Here is a 16,701-nt window from a genome sequence, read left to right as displayed (position 1 = left end):
TCACCGAAGAGTGTCAATCGGAACGCATCGGTGATGCCGTACGAAAACGGACCATCTCCGCGATGAGGTGGGCGAATGCCTCCTAGCGGACCCCTGTCTTCGGGTCCTGCGAAGATGTGCCAGAGTTGCCACGTCCGCCCTGTCAGCACGTACCGTACGGCAACACAGGTGGGACCAGGTGGGGCAGCGGGAAGGGGCAGCCGGTTTGACCACGAGCGCACCGCAGGCGGCGCAGGCCGTCACGCTGCCCACGACGCTGGACGAAGCCGTGGCGGCACTCACCGCCATGCCCGCCGCCGTGCCGGTCGCGGGCGGCACCGACCTCATGGCCGCCGTCAACTCCGGACAGCTCAGGCCCGCCGCGCTGGTGGGCCTCGGCCGGATCAGCGAGATCCGCGGCTGGCAGTACCAGGACGGCCACGCCCTGCTGGGCGCCGGCCTCACCCACGCGCGGATGGGCCGCCCCGACTTCGCCGCCCTGATCCCGGCGCTGGCGGCCGCCGCGCGCGCCGCGGGCCCACCGCAGATCCGCAACGCGGGCACCCTCGGCGGCAACATCGCCTCGGCGTCCCCGAACGGTGACGCGCTGCCGGTCCTCGCCGCCCTCGAAGCGACCCTGATCATCGCGGGCCAGGGCGGAGCCCGCCGGGAGATCCCGGTGTCGCACCTGCTGGCCGGCATGGAGATGCTGCGCGCCGGTGAACTCATCGGCTTCGTGCGCGTGCCGCTGCTGCACGCCCCGCAGGTCTTCCTCAAGGCCACCGGCCGCACCGGCCCGGGGCGTTCGATGGCGTCCGTCGCGGTCGTCCTCGACCCCGCCCGGCGCGGAGTCAGGTGCGCCGTGGGCGCCATAGCGCCGATGCCGCTGAGGCCGCTGGAGGCCGAGGACTGGGTGGCCCGGCTGATCGACTGGGACAACAGCCGCGCGATCGTCCCCGAGGCACTGCACGCCTTCGGGGAGTACGTCGCCGCGGCCTGCATCCCCGACCCGGTCCCGGCCGAGGACGGGTCCGTGACCCAGCATCCACCCGCCGTACTGCACCTGCGGCGCACCGTCGCCGCGCTGGCCCGACGAGCACTGGGGAGGGCGCTGTCGTGACCGACGACCAGCACGGAGAGGGCACGCCCCAGGGCAGGGGTCGCTGGGACCCGCTGCCCCAGGGCGACTACGACGACGGCGCCACCGCCTTCGTCAAACTCCCCGAAGGGGGCATCGACGCCCTCCTGGCCTCCTCCGACACGCCGCTCGCCGCGCGCGGCCACGGGTATGTGCCGCCGCAGATAGCGTTCGCGCCGGGCTCGGACCCGGATGCCGACCCCGCGGCCGCCGGTGGCTGGCCGGTCGCCGGCGCGCCCGCCGAGGGCGCCCAGTGGCCCGACCCGAACGCCGCCCCGCAGGACCCGGGCAGCGGCCAGTTCACGTACAACCCCGGGGCCACCCAGCAGTGGAACTTCTCGGAGACCTCGGCCGGCCAAGGGGGCCAGGAGGCCGCCGTGGCGCCCGGTCATGACGTGACCGGGCAGTGGTCGATTCCCGTCGCCGACGGTGACCTTCCGGATGAATCGGGCGAGTTCACCACGTCGTCGCTCGTCGAGCAGTGGGGCGGCACCCCGCCGGCCACGCTGCCCGGCGGCGCGCCCGCACCCTGGGCGACGCAGGCCACGGGTCAGCCGTGGGGAGAGCAGGCCGAGGCCGCCGCGGCGACCGGCGAAGCGCTGGGGACCGCGCCCCGACCCGGCCCGCCGGCCGATGCCGGGCACGCTCCCGGCCTGCCCGGACCGCACGCCGGTGACCAGCACGCAGTACACCCCGGTGATCGGCCCGGCGTACGGCCCGCCCCGAACGAGCACGAGCAGCCGCCCGCCGCGGCCGGGTTCGGCGCGGACGGGAACCCGCCCGCGGCACCCGGCGACGACGCCCACGCGCGCGTGCACCCCGGTTCCGCCGCGCGCCCCGCCGAGGAGCAGGCGCACGCCTCCGCGCCCGTCGAGGACCCCGCCGAAAGCGCTTCAGCGGCCTCACCGGACGCTCCCGCAGCCGGTGAGCCCGCCACGGACGCCCAGGGCGCCACAGAGGCCGCTCAGGGACCGGCAGAGGCCTCCGCGGAGAGCGCGCCCGCCGAGGGCGGCGACTTGGCCCCGGAGGCCGCCGAGGAAGCCGCCGGAGCCGCCTCCTCCGACGGCGTACCGGCGCCCCCCGGCGAGGAACACCCCCTCGCCTCCTACGTCCTGCGCGTCAACGGCGCCGACCGGCCCGTCTCCGACGCCTGGATCGGCGAGTCGCTGCTCTATGTGCTGCGCGAGCGGCTCGGGCTCGCGGGCGCCAAGGACGGCTGCTCGCAGGGCGAGTGCGGGGCGTGCAACGTGCAGGTCGACGGACGGCTCGTCGCGTCCTGCCTGGTACCCGCCGTGACCGCCGCCGGCGCCGAGGTCCGTACGGTCGAGGGGCTCGCCCAGGACGGGCAGCCCTCCGACGTGCAGCGCGCGCTCGCGCGGTGCGGCGCCGTGCAGTGCGGCTTCTGCGTGCCGGGCATGGCGATGACCGTGCACAACCTGCTGGAGGGCAACCCGGCGCCGACCGAGCTGGAGACCCGCCAGGCGCTGTGCGGCAACCTGTGCCGCTGCTCCGGCTACCGGGGCGTGGTGGACGCCGTCCAGGAGGTCGTCGCCGAGCGCGAGGCACAGGCGACGGCCGACGAGCCCGAACACAACGGCGACGAGCCGCGTATCCCTCACCAGGCGGGCCCGGGGGCCGGCGGGGTCAACCCGTCGGCGTTCGATCCGCCGGGTGCCAGGGGACCGCATGACCAGGCGTACGGACCGGACGGAGGTCAGGCGTGAGCAACGAAGCCGCCACCGCGACCACAGCCGCGGAGGCAGCCCCCGCCCCCGATCAGATCCCGCACGGCCTCGGCGCCTCCCTGCCGGCCGCCGACGCGCGCGCCAAGACCGAGGGCACCTTCCCGTACGCGGCCGACCTGTGGGCCGAGGGCCTGCTGTGGGCGGCCGTACTGCGCTCGCCGCACCCGCACGCGCGCATCACGTCCATCGACACCTCCCACGCGCGTGAGATGCCCGGCGTCCGGGCCGTCGTCACGCACGAGGACGTGCCGGGCACCCCGCTGCTCGGCCGTGGCAAGGCGGACCGCCCGGTCTTCGCCTCCGAGGTCGTACGCCACCACGGCGAGCCCATCGCCGCCGTCGCCGCCGACCACCCGGACACCGCACGCCTGGCCGCCGCGGCCGTCATCGTCGAGTACGAGGTGCTCGACCCGGTGACCGACCCCGAGCAGGCCTTCGAGGCCGAGCCGCTGCACCCCGACGGCAACCTGATCCGCCACATCCCGCTGCGCCACGGCGACCCCGACGCGGCCGGCGACATCGTCGTCGAGGGCCTGTACCGCATCGGCCGCCAGGACCCGGCCCCGATCGGCGCCGAGGCGGGCCTCGCCGTACCGCGCCCCGACGGCGGCGTCGAGCTCTACCTCGCCTCGACCGACCCGCACACCGACCGCGACCGGGCCGCCGCCTGCTACGGCCTGGAACCCGAGCGCGTCAAGGTCGTCGTCACCGGCGTCCCCGGCGCCACCGCCGACCGCGAGGACCAGGGCTTCCAACTGCCGCTCGGCCTGCTGGCGCTGAAGACCGGCTGCCCGGTGAAGCTCACGGCCACGCGCGAGGAGTCCTTCCTCGGCCACACACACCGGCACCCGACCCTCCTGCGGTACCGCCACCACGCGGACGCCGAGGGCAAGCTGGTCAAGGTCGAGGCGCAGATCCTGCTGGACGCGGGGGCGTACGCCGACACCTCAGCCGAAGCGCTGGCCGCCGCGGTCGGCTTCGCCTGCGGGCCGTACGTCGTCCCGAACGCCTTCATCGAGGGCTGGGCCGTACGCACCAACAACCCGCCCTCCGGCCACGTACGCGGCGAGGGCGCCATGCAGGTGTGCGCCGCCTACGAGGCGCAGATGGACAAGCTCGCCAAGAAGCTCGGCGTGGACCCGGCGGAGCTGCGGCTGCGCAACGCCATGGCGACAGGCGACGTACTCCCGACGGGCCAGACGGTGACGTGCCCGGCCCCCGTGGCCGAACTGCTCCAGGCCGTACGGGACTACCCCCTGCCCGCGCTTCCCAAGGACACCCCCGAGGACGAGTGGCTGCTGCCCGGCGGCCCCGAGGGCGCGGGCGAACCGGGTGCCGTGCGGCGGGGCGTGGGCTACGGCCTGGGCATGGTGCACATGCTCGGCGCCGAGGGCGCCGACGAGGTCTCCACGGCGACCGTGAAGGTCCACGACGGTGTGGCGACGGTGCTGTGCGCCGCCGTCGAGACCGGCCAGGGCTTCACGACGCTGGCCCGGCAGATCGTCCAGGAGACGCTGGGCATCGACGAGGTGCACGTGGCGCCCGTCGACACCGACCAGCCCCCGGCGGGCGCCGGCTGCCGAGGCCGCCACACCTGGGTGTCGGGCGGCGCGGTGGAACGGGCGGCCAAGATGGTCCGTACGCAACTCCTCCAGCCCCTGGCGCACAAGTTCGGCATGTCGACCGAGCTGCTCCAGATCACCGACGGCAAGATCACGTCGTACGACGGCGTCCTGTCGACCACCGTCACCGAGGCGCTGGACGGCAAGGAACTGTGGGCCACGGCCCAGTGCCGCCCGCACCCGACCGAACCGCTCAACGACGCCGGCCAGGGCGACGCCTTCGTGGGCATGTCCTTCTGCGCGATCCGTGCGGTCGTCGACGTCGACATCGAACTGGGCTCGGTCCGCGTGGTCGAGCTGGCCCTCGCCCAGGACGTCGGCCGGGTGCTGAACCCGGCGCAGCTGGAGGCGCGCATCGAGGCGGGCGTGACGCAAGGCGTGGGCATAGCGCTCACGGAGAACCTGCGCTCGGCGCGCGGCCTGATCCGCCACCCGGACCTCACGGGCTACTCCCTGCCGACGGCCCTGGACGCCCCCGACATCCGGATCGTGAAGCTGGTCGAGGATCGGGACGTGGTCGCGCCGTTCGGTGCGAAGGCGGTGAGCGCGGTGCCGGTGGTGACCTCGCCCGCGGCCATCGCGTCGGCCGTACGCGCCGCGACGGGCCGCCCGGTGAACCGCCTGCCGATCCGACCGCAGGCGGCGGTGGTGACCGGCCAGTGAGCCCGCGTCGGCGGTCTTCCTGGTTGCCTTGCCGGTTGCTCTGATGGACGGGGTCGTCCTGGTCACCGGGGATGGGGGTACCTCCCGCGCCCTTTAGGCAGCGGGGGAGGCGGCCGGGAAGTCGACGGTCGCGCAGGCGCTGGCGGAGAGGCTGCCGAGGGCTGCGCATGTGCGCGGGGACGTCTTCCGGCGGATGATCGTCTCGGGGCGCGTGGAGTACGACCCCGGCGCCGAGGACGACGCGGGCGGCGAGGGCGTCGACGGTGGCGAGGGCGAAGCTCAGCTCCGGCTGCGGTACCGGTTGTCGGCCGCGGCGGCGGACGCGTATGCGGAGGCCGGGTTCACGGCGGTCGTGCAGGACGTGGTGCCGGAGCTGCGGGCGCGGACGCCGCGGATCGGGCTGTGGGTGGACTCCTCGGAGCTGAGCGTGGGGGAGACGGTGGAGGCGATTCTCGCCGGGCGGGAACGCGCGAGGGTGGGCTGAGCGTCTTACTGATGTGAAGCGCTGTCAGTGGTGGTGCTGATCCGGTGCGTTGGCGGTGGTCGTGCCGATCAGGGGGCGTTGTCAGTGGTGGCGCGTAGTGTTCTGGGCAGTGGGGACGGCAGCCGGATCCGGCGGACCGGGCGGTCGGCCGTGTCCTGCCCTGGGGCGGTGAGCAAGCGCATGCGGGGGAGCCATGAGCACGACGATCACGACTCGCGCCGGTGATACGGCGATCATCCTGACGGAGACCGAACTGGATCCGTACGTCACGCACGCGTCGACGCGGCGATGGCTGACGGGACCCGGACTGCCGTGCGACAGCGGTGTGTTGAGCTTCGCCGAGCTGTGCCGCGAGGGTCTGCGGACGGTGGCGGACTCGACGGGCGGCCCGGACGAACGGCTGGCCGCGGAGCTGCGCGACCAGCTGGTGATAGGCGGACTGCTGGGCGCCGGCGCCCTGGAGACGGAGTCGGTCCTGCTGGACGGCGCGACGGGCGAGATCTCGACGACGCACTTCCTGTACGACCACCCGGACCTGATGGGCCGCCGCCCGCTGGCACCGTCGCTGCGGACGCTGGTGCGCTTCGCGGAGGCGACGGACGAACTGGCGGGCCTGCGCGGCCAGTTCGCCTCCTACGTCGGCCGCTACGGCCCCAAGGCGGTCGCCGACGCCTCGCGGCACCTGCTGGCGGTGTTCGAGGAGGGCACGGACGGCGAGCCGGCGCCCTTCTGGAAGATGGCGGCCCTGATCCGCCCGCTCGCACTGGTGGCGGGCCGGGCCGGCGAGTCGGGCCTGGCCCTGGATCTGCCGCGGCGCCTGCTGGACCAGGAGTTCGGCCCGCGCAAGATGGTGCGCTTCGAGGAGGTCGACTTCCCCGCCACGCTCACGCACGAGCCGACCCGCCGCTTTCTGCGCGAGGTCGGGCTGCCGGAGAACTGCCACCTGTTCTCCCTCGACCTCGACACGGACGTCCCCTTGCCGACACTGGCCGAGCACTACGCCGACGCCGACGTCGCCCCCTCGGCCGAACTCCCCTTCCGCGCCGATCACTTGATACGCCTCGGTCGGCTGGTCGAGGACAACAGCCTGGTCGTCGACGGAGCGACGGGCGCGGTCCTGCACTGGAGCGAGACCGAGGCGCGGCTGTTCCCCCTGAACACCGACATCTCGACGCTCGCCTTCACGCTCTGGCTGCTCCACCGCGAGCAGGCGATCGACGAGGAGTCGGGCCACGAGCTGACGACCGACACCTACGACCAACTGGCCATGACCATGCTCCAGGTCCTGTCGACGGTCGACCCGACCGGCGTCGCCGCCGCGGGCGGGGACGGCCGGCACTACTGGACCGAGGTGTTCCGGGACGCGGCGAGCGGGGTGCTGGAGTCGGTGGGCGGGGCGCGGTGACGTCGGTCCGACGGGTGGGAGAGGGGGCCCGTATGGACGACATCACCGTCCGCCCGGCCGAACCGGGCGAGTTGGCGGCCGTCGCCGAACTGCGCTGGCAGTGGATCCTTGAGAACGACGGCGCCGCCGCACCAGCAGCCGTCGATCGCGAGGCCTTCGTCCGCCACTTCGTCGCCTGGGCGGAGCAGAACGCCGCCTCGCACCGGTGCATGGTCCTGGCCCGCGATGCTGAGACCACAGGGATCACAGGGATCACAGGGTCCATAGAGATCATTGGCATGGCGTGGCTAGCGGTCGTTCACCGGGTCCCGACACCGCATGCGCTGCATCGGGCGTCCGGTGATCTCCAGTGCGTGTACGTCGTTCCGGAGGCGCGCGACGCGGGTCTGGGCGGCCGGCTGATCACCGAGACCCTGGACAGGGCGAGGGAGCTCGGGTTGGAGCGGGTCACCGTCCACTCCTCGCCCCGGGCGATCCCCGCGTACGCCCGCCGGGGCTTCGAGAACTCGGGTCGCCTTCTTCAGGCCCACGTCGCGCGGACGACGCCGTATCCCTGAGGCGTCGTATCCGTGAGGTCGGGTACCTCTGAGGTCGCGTACCGCTACGAGGACTTGGCGGTCGCGCGGCGGCGGCGCACGGCCAGGACCAGGACACCGCCGAGACCTGCCGCGGCGGCTGCGGCGCCGGCGAGAAGCGGAGTGCCGTCGGAACCGGTGCTGGCGAGGTTGCCGTCGACGGCGCCGGTGTCGGAGCCGCCGGTCGTGGCGCCCGTCGAGGTGCCGGCCGAGGTGGAGCCGGTGCTGCCCGTGCCGCCGGTGGACTGGCCGTCGGGGTCGTTGCCGTTCCCGCCGCTGGTGGAGCCGCCGTCCGTGGAGCCGCCGCCCGTCGAGCCGCCGGAGGTTGCGGGGTCGGGTTCGTTGTCGGTGGGGATGGCGATGCGGATCTGGGCCTTGTCGTTGGCGGGGTTCTTGTCGAAGTCCGGGTGGATGTCGTAGACGGAGGTCGCCTTCACCTCACCCGTGGTGGTCTTCGCGTCGTCCTTGATCTCCAGCATGAAGGTGAAGGAGAGGGTCTCGCCGGCCTCGATGGTGGCATCGGAGGGCCAGCAGACGTACTTCGACTTGCGCGGCGTCCCCCCGGGCCCGGACGGGCCGTCGATCCCGAACGGCGCGCACTCCTCGGGCACTTCGGCGGCGACGGTGCCCTTCGGGATCTGCACCATGAGCGCGGTCTGGTCGTCGCTCTCCTGATTCTGGATCCAGCCGGGACCGTCGTTGCGGAGCTTCACCGTGACGGACTGCTTGTCGCCCGCGAGCGCCTCGGTGTCGTCACCGATGGCGACGAGGTCGGCCGAGCTGTCGGCGGTCAGGGTCAGCCGCCGGTGACTGTCGTCGTACCCCTCGCCCGGAGCCGCACCGGTGGCCGAGGTGCCGTACTGGACGGCCTCCATCAGCGCGTTGGGCAGCGCCGTGAACCGCACGGGCGTCTCGATGGACGCGCCGGGTTCGATGACGGTGTCGAGCTCGCAGAGCGCCTGCCTGACCTGGTCCTCGACGGTCGAGTAGGTACAGCCCGCCACGGGCCCGGGGAAGTCGAGTCCCCGGGTCAGCCGGATCCGGAAGGTGATGCCGTCCGCGGCTGCGGTGCCCTTGTTGGTGACGACGACGTTCTCGTCGTACACCTCGCCGGGCTTGGGAGACGTACTCGGCAGCGTTGAAATCACCAGGGAGGGCTCGCCCTCGGCGGCATGCGCCGAGGAGGCGGCGACCGCGGGAACGGCCGCGGCGATCGCGGCGACGGCCACGAAGGCGGCCGACCTACGGAAGTGCGAGGGGCGGATGCGCTGGCGCACGGATGGGTCTCCTCGTCGGGACAGGAAGCACGGCTACCGGATGTTTGTCGTCCAGTCACGTTCTGGACGGCTGGAGGGTGCCCAGGGTTGTGCCGCTGTTTGAGGAGATGCCGGGAGGGCTGTGGCGGGATGGTGACCGCGTAACGCGCTGTGCGGGTTTGTCCGTTCTGGGTGCAGCGGTTCAGCCGCGGTCATCGACATTCACTCTCGTACGGATGCCGATGACCGCGGCCTGCGAGCCCGCCAGGGCCCGTCCGGCAGGTCAGCCGAAGGGATTCGCCCCGGGAGTCGGCCTCGTCCCCGCGTCCGGCAGACCGGTCGCGTCGGGTTCGGGGAACTGGTGGACCGGCGGCTCGCCGAGCGGAACGCTCTCACCCTCCGGAACCAGATGGGGCCCGCCCTGGATGTCCTCTCCCGGGAACGGGGACGCGAAGCCCGGGTCCTGCGCGACGGGCGCCTGGAATCCCCTGTCGAAGGGGCTGATGCCGTGCTCGACGGGATGGGGGCCCAGAGTTCCCACGCCCCCGCCGCTGCCCGGGAACCGGGGGTCGAGGCCGGTGTTCGGGTACGGACCCGAGCCCACCGCGCCGCCGCCCGACCCGGAAGCGGACATGATCCCGATCCCGCCACCGCCCGCCGACGCGGTCTGTACGTTCAGTTTCTCGAAGTCCTGCGAGACCAGGTCGTCGTTCCACTCGTGGCCGTCCGCGGACTTGCGCAGGTTGGTCGCGCCCGCCTTCGTACGGCCGTGGAGCCCCGTCAGAGCCTTGCCCCAACTGCTGGAGATTTCCTGGAGGGCCGGCCCTATCGACCATCCCGTCATCGTGGAGCCGGCCGTCGCCGCGTCCTTGACCGCTGTGTCCGACGGCTGCTTCATGTCATCGGCTATGCCGTCGGCGGCACCCGCCGAGCCACGCAGCTCGTTCGGGTTGACCGTCAACTTCCCTGCCATGGAGGCGTTTTCCTTTCTGGAAAGAAAAAGTGGATCGTGTCCGGTCCGGTCCTAGAACTTCTGCTGTTTCACTCCGGGCGGGAGGAAGCAGGTGGTGTCGACGCTGAACTGCAACTCGTCAGGTTCCTTACCCTGGGTGCCGTCCAGGCTGTGCACGTCGAGGTCGTACCACTCCCCTCCGTCCTCTGCCTCGAAGTTCCAGATGATGGGGCGCTCGTCGCCTGGCCGCTCGTTGCCGCCGAGATCCGTGAATCCCTGCTTCTTGAGGGCCTTGCGGAGCTTCCTCACGGTCTGGATGTGCTGATCTCGCGGAAGGTCTGCTCTCACGCGGTACCTGAGGTAGAAACGGCTGTCGTCGGCTACTTCGTCATGCTCGCCGACACAGTCGTAGAAGTGGACGATTTCTTCGCGGGGCTTGAGTTCCACGTTGGCAGGGCCCGCCATTTGCTCGGTGAAATCGCGGGCGAGGCTCAGCGCCGCGTCCCGAGTCTTGCGGGGCAGCGGGTCGTTGATGTCCCGGCCACCGTCGGATGTGCAGGCCGTGGCCGAGAGCAGCAGGGTGCTGAGGGCGCACAGAGCCATGCGTTTGGTGATCATCATCGTCTTCCTCATCGCGGTCTACCAGGGCAGCAGCGGTACGTCGTTGTCCTGCTTGGGCTCTGTTTCCGGCTGTTCACCAGCGATGATCAGGCCTTGGTTGGTCAGGGAGTCGCCCTTCCAGTAATCGCTGTGTCCGCCGTTGTGGTCGACCTTGAAGTTGTTGCCGCCGAAGGGCTCCTCGGTGGGGTTGTCGCCGAGGTTGAAGTCCGCGAACCCGTTGGCGACGCTGTCGCCCTGGGAGGTTCCGATCCAGACGTGGTCGGGGTCGATGTTGAGGTCCTCGGCCTTGTTGACGTGCATACCGGGACTGCCGACCGCCACGATGTCGTCCGCGCCCAGGCCCCCCTCCATGGACGCCGCGTTGCCGACCACGGTGGATCCGTAGCTGTGCCCGAGTACGGTCACGTGGGAAGGCTCTCCCTCGTGCGAGGCCCGGGTGCCCTGGACGAAGTCCCGCAGCCGCGGAGCCGCCTCCTGGGCCCGATCCTCGCTGGTCACACCGCCGCCGGCGAGTCCGGTGCCGCCCTCGAACTCGGGTGCGTCGTAGCCCAGCCAGAAGATGGTGGAGACTTCTCCATTCGGCTCGCCTTCGGCGTACGCGGAGTCTTGCAGGTTGCCGATGCGGCCCAGCTGGCCGGGCACGCTGTCCATCGTCGTGTCGGTGCCCGGGACCTGGATAGCGGTGTGCTCGGCCGTGTCCGGGTTGCCCATCGCGATGACGGCCCTGCCGTTGCCGCTGCCGTCGAAGTCGAGCAGATAGAGCTGCTTCTTCTCCTCGGTCTCACCGTCGTTCTTCTCCAGCTCGCCGCGGAGCAACGCCAGCTGGTTCTGCCGGTTGTTGAGCTCGTCGTTGCTCGCGCCGGGGTTCTCCGCGCGGGCGTCACCGTTGACCAGCGCGTCGTACTCCTGGTCCAGGGCGATGCGGTTGGCTTCGTTGCGTACGAAGGTGGGGAGGCCGTTCGTCGCCCCGATCTCCTTCGGGTACATGGTCATGTACTCGCGCTGTTCCGCCGGGCTCAGCGCCTTCCACCACTCGGCGGCGTCGTGGGGCTTGTCCGGTATCTGCGGCCCTTGGATTCCGAGGGCCTTCATGGCGGCCTTCGCGTCGTCGCCGGACTCGTCGACCGCGCCGGCGCGGAAGCGGTCCATGATGTCGCCGTTCAGCCCGGACAGTGCCTTTGAGCCCTGGTCGCTGGCGTCGCGGGCGTCCTTGAGCGCCTGGTCTATCCACTGCCGGTACTCACCGAGCGGACCGCTGCGCTCGCGAACGAGGTCCTGGTAGTCCGGGTCGTGCCTCGATCCCTGATCGGTGGGAAGGCTGGTGTCGGTGACGTTGCCGTCCTCGTCGACCGTGTAGCCGTTCTCCTCGGCTCTGCGCACCGCGTTGCGCAGCGCGTTCTGCGCCGACTCCATACGGAAGCGGGTGCTGTCCAGCACCTCTGCGATGGTCACCGCCTCGGTGCGGGCGATGCCGATGCGGGCCTCGACGTCTTCGAGGTAGAAGAGCGCGGACCTCGCGTCCTCGCCGGTCCACTGGGCGTGCAACGGGCCCGTGACGCTGCGACGGTGCCGTTGCTGCAGCGACTCCATCGTGCCGCCGAGCTTCTCCCAGGACTTGGCGGCGCCCTCGAAGTCCGAAAAGTCCTGCTTCATCAAGCGCGCGAAATCAGATGCCACGCCAACTTCCCCCGATTTGAACTTATATAGCTGATCATCAGTCAAGCGCGATCATGTTAGCGGGCGTATGCGAGCAGGGGATGAGTCGAGATACTCATGCGGCCTTGTCGTTACGAGTGCGCCCATATGCGGACTGTCGTGGCCGGGCTTGGCTGGGCTGGGCAGCAGGGCAGGGCAACGGGCCGAGCAACTGACCCAGCCCCGTCCGGGGCGGGATCCGCACGCCGGGTGGGCTGTGTCTGACCTGGAAACGTGCTGGTCAGGGCTACTGCTGGAGGCCGTGGCGGGAATCGAACCCACGTAACTCGCTTTGCAGGCGAGCCCCTAAACCGCTCGGGCACACGGCCGGGTCGGTGGAGCGTGGTGCTCCGTTCCGAACTCGGTGGATCGACCGTATGGCGAGGTGTGGAGGGGGCTCAAGGGAATCGCGGGTGCTGCAACGGGACTGCCACACCGCGTTCATGAACGCCGGCGGTCGTACGACCAAGGTCCCACCGCACAGCCATCCACCGACAGGGGCCAAACCCGGTTGTGGACCTTACGCTGGCGTTCATGACTGCCCTTGAGCCCCGTGATGCCGGTGTGGAGAAGACATCCGATGTTCCCTCGGTCCCCGACGCCGGGGAGACCGTGATGGGGCGGTCGTATCGGGCGCTCAGTGTCGGGATCGTCTCCGTGGTGCTGCTCATCGCCTTCGAGGCGACCGCCGTCGGAACGGCCATGCCGGTTGCCGCGCGGGAGCTGGACGGGGTGTCGTTGTACGCCTTCGCGTTCTCGGGGTACTTCACCACCAGTCTGTTCGGGATGGTGCTGGCGGGGCAGTGGTCGGATCGGCGGGGGCCGTTGGGGGCGCTGAGTACGGGGATCGCGTCCTTCGGCGCCGGGTTGCTGTTGTCCGGGACCGCCGGGGTGATGTGGCTGTTCATTCTCGGGCGGGCCGTGCAGGGGTTTGGCGGGGGACTGGTCATCGTCGCCCTGTACGTCGTCGTCGGGCGGGCCTACCCCGAGCGGCTCCGGCCGGCGATCATGGCGGCGTTCTCGGCGAGCTGGGTCGTGCCGTCGATCGTGGGGCCGCTGGCTTCCGGGGCGGTGACCGAGCATCTGGGGTGGCGCTGGGTGTTCGTCGGGATTCCGGTGCTCGTCGTCTTTCCGCTCGCGCTCGCGCTGCCGCAGATACGGCGCCGGGCGGGCGGACCGGTCGACGGCTCCGGCCGCCCCGCCTCCTTCGACCGGCGGCGCATCCGGCTCGCGCTCGGCATCTCCCTCGGCGCGGGGCTGCTCCAGTACGCCGCCCAGGACCTGCGGTGGCTCTCCCTCGTCCCCGGCGTCGTCGGCGCCGCGCTCCTCGTGCCTGCCGTGCTCGGGCTGCTCCCGCGCGGCACATACCGGGCGGCGCGCGGGCTGCCGTCCGTCGTGCTGTTGCGCGGGGTCGCCGCGGGGTCCTTCATCGCCGCCGAGTCCTTCGTGCCGTTGATGCTGGTCACCCAGCGGGGGCTGTCGCCGACGCTCGCAGGGTTCTCGCTCGCGGCGGGCGGCGTGACATGGGCGCTGGGGTCGTGGGTGCAGTCGCGGCCGCGGGTGGAGCCGTACCGGGAACGGCTGATGACGCTGGGGATGGTGCTGGTGGCGGCTTCCATCGCCGCCGCGCCGAGTGTGCTGATCGAGTCCGTGCCTGTCTGGACCCTCGCAGTGGCATGGGCGTTCGGCTGCTTCGGGATGGGGTTGGTGATCGCCTCCGCCGGCGTGCTCCTGCTCCACCTCTCCGCCCCCGAGCAGGCCGGCACCAACTCCGCCGCCCTCCAGATCTCCGACGCGCTCTCCAACGTCGTCCTGCTGGCCGCCGGCGGCGCCGCCTTCGCGGCCCTGGGCGGCGGCGCGGTGAGCCATGCGGCAACGGAGGCGTCCGGCGCCGGTTCGCATCCGGCGGCGTTCGCGGTGGTGTTCCTGCCGATGGCGGGGGTGGCGTTGGTGGGGGCGTGGGTGACTACGCGGTTGCGGGTCTCGCGTTCGTAACTGGTACCAATTCGACCCCATCGCGTGGTACTGTTTTGGTATGGCTATGAACCTGCGTCTCCGCGACGACCAGACCGAAGCACTGAAGCTGCGCGCTGAGGAGGAGGGCACCAGCATGCACGCCATACTGCTGAGGGCCGTGGACGACTACCTGGCCAGGACGGCGCACGAGGCGCTGGTCCGCAAGGCCGCCAAGGAGCAGACCGCCAAGTGGGCCGAACTGCTGGAGCGGCTCAAGTGACGTTCATCTACCTGTCGGCCGAGGACGTTCTGGCCATCGCCGAGCACGCCGTCGATGACCAGAGCGTCGTCGTACGCGATGCGGGTCTGCTGGAGTCGGCCGTGCATCGCCCCTCTGCCTCGATGTTCGGGCAGGAGGCCTACACCGACCTGTTCGACAAGGCGGCCGCGCTCTTGCAGTCGCTGGCCATCAACCACCCCTTCATCGACGGCAACAAGCGCACCGCATGGGTGTCCTGCGTCGTCTTCCTGGCGATGAACGACGTGCAATTGCTCCCGGATATCGATGCGGCCGAGCGCCTCGTCATCGCGGTGGCTACCGGGAGCCTGGAGGAAGTCAAGGTGATCGCGGAGGCTCTGCGGGATCTGACGGAGTAGGGATGTGACCTGAGTCCCATCCTTGGGCGACGCGGCACCGTCCGCGTCATGACGCCACCGGGCCGCCGATAAGGTGGCCCGGTTGTCATACCCAGCCGAGCCGCCCGACCCCACCTACGGAGACCGTGACTACCACCGCCGCCTCCACCACGTCCCACCACCTATCCCCCGCCTTCCCCGGCCGCGCCCCCTGGGGTACCGCCAGCAAGCTGCGTGCCTGGCAGCAGGGGGCGATGGAGAAGTACATCCAGGAGCAGCCGCGTGACTTCCTCGCGGTCGCCACGCCCGGCGCCGGGAAGACGACCTTCGCGCTCACCCTCGCCTCCTGGCTGCTGCACCACCATGTCGTGCAGCAGATCACCGTGGTCGCGCCGACCGAGCATCTGAAGAAGCAGTGGGCGGAGGCGGCCGCGCGCATAGGCATCAAGCTGGACCCCGAGTACAGCGCGGGTCCGCTCGGCAAGGACTACCAGGGCGTCGCCGTGACGTATGCCGGCGTCGGCGTGCGGCCGATGCTGCACCGCAACCGGGTCGAGCAGCGCAAGACCCTGGTCATCCTCGACGAGATCCACCACGCCGGTGACTCCAAGTCCTGGGGTGAGGCCTGCCTTGAGGCGTTCGAGCCGGCCACGCGCCGGCTGGCGCTCACCGGTACGCCGTTCCGGTCCGACACCAACCCCATCCCCTTCGTGACGTACGAAGAGGGCAACGACGGGATCCGACGCTCCGCCGCCGACTACACCTACGGCTACGGCAACGCGCTCGCCGACCATGTCGTGCGGCCCGTCATCTTCCTCTCCTACAGCGGCAACATGCGCTGGCGCACCAAGGCGGGAGACGAGATCGCCGCCCGCCTCGGCGAGCCGATGACCAAGGACGCGATCAGTCAGGCGTGGCGTACGGCGCTGGATCCGCGCGGCGAGTGGATGCCGAGCGTGCTGCGCGCCGCCGACCAGCGGCTGACCGAGGTCCGCAAGGCCATCCCGGACGCCGGTGCCCTCGTCATCGCCTCCGACCAGGACTCCGCCCGCGCCTACGCCAAGCTGATCCGCGAGATCACGGGGAGCAAGGCGACGCTCGTCCTCTCCGACGACGCGGGCGCGTCCCAGCGGATCGACGACTTCAGCGGCAACAACGACCGCTGGATGGTCGCGGTCCGGATGGTGTCGGAAGGCGTCGACGTCCCGAGGCTCGCCGTCGGCGTGTACGCCACCACCATCTCCACCCCGCTCTTCTTCGCCCAGGCCGTCGGCCGTTTCGTACGGTCCCGGCGGCGCGGCGAGACCGCCTCCGTCTTCCTGCCGACCGTCCCCGATCTCCTCACCTTCGCCAACGAGATGGAGGTCGAGCGCGACCACGCCCTCGACAAGCCGAAGAAGGAGGGCGAGGAGGACCCGTACGCCGAGTCCGAGAAGGAGATGGAGGAGGCGAACAAGGAGCAGGACGAGGACACCGGCGAGCAGGAGCAGTTCTCCTTCGAGGCGCTGGAGTCCGAGGCCGTCTTCGACCGGGTGCTGTACGACGGCGCCGAGTTCGGCATGCAGGCCCACCCGGGGAGCGAGGAGGAGCAGGACTACCTCGGGATTCCGGGTCTGCTGGAGCCGGACCAGGTGCAGCTGCTCCTCCAGAAGCGGCAGGCGCGGCAGATCGCGCACAGCCGCAAGAAGCCGGACTCCGAGGCCGACCTGCTGGAGGTGCCGGCCGAGCGGCGGCCCGTCGTCTCGCACAAGGAGATGATGGAGCTGCGCAAGCAGCTGAACACCATGGTCAGCGCGTACGTCCATCAGAGCGGCAAGCCGCACGGGGTGATCCACACCGAGCTGCGGCGGGTGTGCGGGGGGCCGCCCAGCGCGGAGGCGACGGCGGGGCAGTTGCGGCAGCGCATTGCGAAGGTGCAGGAGTGGGCCACCCGGATGAGGTGACGGACGCTGGGCGCTGTGCCTTGGCCGGGGG

At 71.2% G+C, this 16,701-nt stretch carries 13 protein-coding genes, 1 tRNA gene and 1 pseudogene; 10 read left to right on the top strand and 5 right to left on the bottom strand.

The genetic code is table 11. From position 1 onward, the window contains the following. Positions 1-205 precede the first annotated feature (205 nt). The 6 genes and pseudogenes from ACIA8X_RS07520 to ACIA8X_RS07495 all read left to right on the top strand — a co-directional run bounded on the left by ACIA8X_RS07520 (position 206) and on the right by ACIA8X_RS07495 (position 7,593). Positions 206-1,099 carry an FAD binding domain-containing protein gene (locus ACIA8X_RS07520; RefSeq protein ID WP_393457200.1) on the top strand — a complete coding sequence of 298 codons (894 nt, stop codon included), beginning with the start codon at positions 206-208 and terminating at the stop codon, positions 1,097-1,099. Beyond that, positions 1,096-2,841 (top strand): 2Fe-2S iron-sulfur cluster-binding protein, encoded by a 1,746-nt coding sequence (locus ACIA8X_RS07515; protein WP_393457203.1) that lies wholly within the window; start codon positions 1,096-1,098, stop codon positions 2,839-2,841. The genes ACIA8X_RS07520 and ACIA8X_RS07515 overlap by 4 nt, the downstream gene beginning before the upstream one ends. Continuing rightward, positions 2,838-5,147 (top strand): xanthine dehydrogenase family protein molybdopterin-binding subunit, encoded by a 2,310-nt coding sequence (locus tag ACIA8X_RS07510; protein ID WP_399457954.1) that lies wholly within the window; start codon positions 2,838-2,840, stop codon positions 5,145-5,147. The genes ACIA8X_RS07515 and ACIA8X_RS07510 overlap by 4 nt, the downstream gene beginning before the upstream one ends. Positions 5,148-5,256: 109 nt before the next feature. After that, positions 5,257-5,631: pseudogene (locus ACIA8X_RS07505) on the top strand (phosphotransferase); the annotation flags it as partial. A 193-nt stretch (positions 5,632-5,824) separates the two neighbouring features. Next, a complete protein-coding gene (locus ACIA8X_RS07500; protein ID WP_393457209.1) occupies positions 5,825-7,036 on the top strand; it encodes an SUKH-4 family immunity protein in 1,212 nt (403 codons plus the stop codon). Positions 7,037-7,068: 32 nt separating this feature from the next. Next, entirely contained in the window at positions 7,069-7,593 is a 525-nt protein-coding gene (locus ACIA8X_RS07495; protein ID WP_393457212.1) for a GNAT family N-acetyltransferase, read from the top strand. Positions 7,594-7,637: 44 nt separating this feature from the next. Here ACIA8X_RS07495 and ACIA8X_RS07490 read toward each other — a convergent pair whose 3' ends face one another. The 5 genes from ACIA8X_RS07490 to ACIA8X_RS07470 form a co-directional block, all read right to left on the bottom strand. Next, positions 7,638-8,888, bottom strand: coding sequence for an LPXTG cell wall anchor domain-containing protein (locus tag ACIA8X_RS07490; protein WP_393457215.1), 1,251 nt, complete (start codon positions 8,886-8,888; stop codon positions 7,638-7,640). A gap of 262 nt (positions 8,889-9,150) precedes the next feature. Next, a complete protein-coding gene (locus ACIA8X_RS07485) occupies positions 9,151-9,840 on the bottom strand; it encodes a type VII secretion target (protein WP_393457218.1) in 690 nt (229 codons plus the stop codon). A gap of 51 nt (positions 9,841-9,891) precedes the next feature. Next, a complete protein-coding gene (locus tag ACIA8X_RS07480; RefSeq protein WP_393457221.1) occupies positions 9,892-10,440 on the bottom strand; it encodes a hypothetical protein in 549 nt (182 codons plus the stop codon). Positions 10,441-10,458: 18 nt separating this feature from the next. Then, the gene (locus tag ACIA8X_RS07475; protein WP_399457953.1) at positions 10,459-12,093 is read right to left on the bottom strand and encodes an alpha/beta hydrolase; all 1,635 of its coding nucleotides are present in this window, start codon (positions 12,091-12,093) and stop codon (positions 10,459-10,461) included. Between the two features lie 296 nt (positions 12,094-12,389). Further along, positions 12,390-12,464: transfer RNA gene (locus ACIA8X_RS07470), tRNA-Cys, on the bottom strand. 205 nt (positions 12,465-12,669) lie between these two features. Here ACIA8X_RS07470 and ACIA8X_RS07465 point away from each other — a divergent pair. The 4 genes from ACIA8X_RS07465 to ACIA8X_RS07450 all read left to right on the top strand — a co-directional run bounded on the left by ACIA8X_RS07465 (position 12,670) and on the right by ACIA8X_RS07450 (position 16,670). Continuing rightward, entirely contained in the window at positions 12,670-14,130 is a 1,461-nt protein-coding gene (locus tag ACIA8X_RS07465) for an MFS transporter (protein WP_393457227.1), read from the top strand. A gap of 40 nt (positions 14,131-14,170) precedes the next feature. After that, on the top strand, positions 14,171-14,371 hold the full coding sequence (locus ACIA8X_RS07460) for a ribbon-helix-helix protein, CopG family (protein ID WP_048821776.1): 201 nt from the start codon (positions 14,171-14,173) through the stop codon (positions 14,369-14,371). After that, positions 14,368-14,748, top strand: a complete 381-nt coding sequence (locus ACIA8X_RS07455; protein ID WP_393457230.1) for a type II toxin-antitoxin system death-on-curing family toxin — start codon at positions 14,368-14,370, stop codon at positions 14,746-14,748. The genes ACIA8X_RS07460 and ACIA8X_RS07455 overlap by 4 nt, the downstream gene beginning before the upstream one ends. A 125-nt stretch (positions 14,749-14,873) precedes the next feature. Next, positions 14,874-16,670, top strand: a complete 1,797-nt coding sequence (locus tag ACIA8X_RS07450) for a DEAD/DEAH box helicase (RefSeq protein ID WP_393457233.1) — start codon at positions 14,874-14,876, stop codon at positions 16,668-16,670. Positions 16,671-16,701 lie beyond the last annotated feature (31 nt).

Origin of the sequence: Streptomyces sp. NPDC051738, from assembly GCF_044453205.1 — a bacterium.
Taxonomy (GTDB): Bacteria; Actinomycetota; Actinomycetes; order Streptomycetales; family Streptomycetaceae; genus Streptomyces.
Note: the sequence above shows the minus strand (reverse complement) of the source record. Positions and strands in the feature narration are given on the sequence as shown.